We start from the raw sequence: 1,116 nt of genomic DNA on the forward strand, positions 1-1,116 counted from the left end.
TTAATTATTTGATGATATTCTGTAATTAAAGGCATTTGTACATAGAAAAGTAAAAGTTTTTATTTTTTTTATACAATTTGTTGGTTTTCTAAATATTTTATTATCTTTGTGTGCAATTGTGTCATTATGACACAAGATTTTCAAAAGCTCAACGAACATTAATAGATGAAAGAAGTATCTGACAGCCAGCTTTGGAATGAGTTTCTAAATGGAAGTGATTCTGCGTTAGAGACAATTTATAGCCAATACGTTAATGTATTGTATAATTATGGTCGTCAGTTTACAAGTGATAGCGATTTGGTAAGAGATGCGGTCCAAGAATTATTTTGTGATTTGATTCAAAGCCGTGAGCGATTAGGGGATACTAATTCTATTAAATTTTATTTATTGGCGAGTTTACGTAACAAACTAGTACGTAAAGTAAAACATGAAGATAGATTCTCGAGCTTGAATAATTTTGGAGGAGATTTTCAGATTGATTTTGCCGCTGATGCTGATATATTAAAAGAACTATGTCTTGACCAATCGGGACAACTTTTACAAGAGGCTTTTAATAAATTGCCCGTAAAACAAAGAGAAGCTATTTTGTTGTATTTCTATGAAGATGTGAGTTATGAAGAAATAGCAAAAATCATGGAAATGACTAAAGTGAAATCAGCAAGAGCATTAATCTATAGAGCTTTGGATTCACTACAAGAGATTTTTAATGTTGGAGAAAAATATTCGTATCCTTGGGAATATCCTTTGGTGGGTTAAGAATATTTTTAAAAATTATATTTAGTTTATATCCAAAAAGCAATATTTCCTTTCGAAAGTCCTTACTTTTCTTGTCTTGACACAAGAAAAGTAACAAAAGAAAGTCAAGAAATTCCAAACTCGCTATCGCTCAAACAGTGGAATTTCACTAAATGCTGACGCCTAGATAGGATAAAACTTTAAGTAATAAATCTTTTCGAAATTTAAACATACTCTAATTATAAAATCATAAAAAAAGCGGACGAAATTAGTTTTTCAACCGCTTTTTTGATTGATGGACACCGAATTCCTACTGTTTGAGCGGAGCGAGTTTAGGAATTCTTGATTTTTTTGTTACTTTTTGCATCAAGGCAAAAAGTA

The 1,116-nt window shown here is 30.6% G+C and carries 1 protein-coding gene; it reads left to right on the forward strand.

The genetic code is table 11. From position 1 onward, the window contains the following. Nucleotides 1–165 precede the first annotated feature (165 nt). Nucleotides 166–756, forward strand: coding sequence for an RNA polymerase sigma factor (locus tag AC07XN_RS24470; RefSeq protein ID WP_309916219.1), 591 nt, complete (start codon nucleotides 166–168; stop codon nucleotides 754–756). Nucleotides 757–1,116 lie beyond the last annotated feature (360 nt).

This window comes from Arcicella sp. GW458-12-2-14-TSB2 (assembly GCF_059423785.1).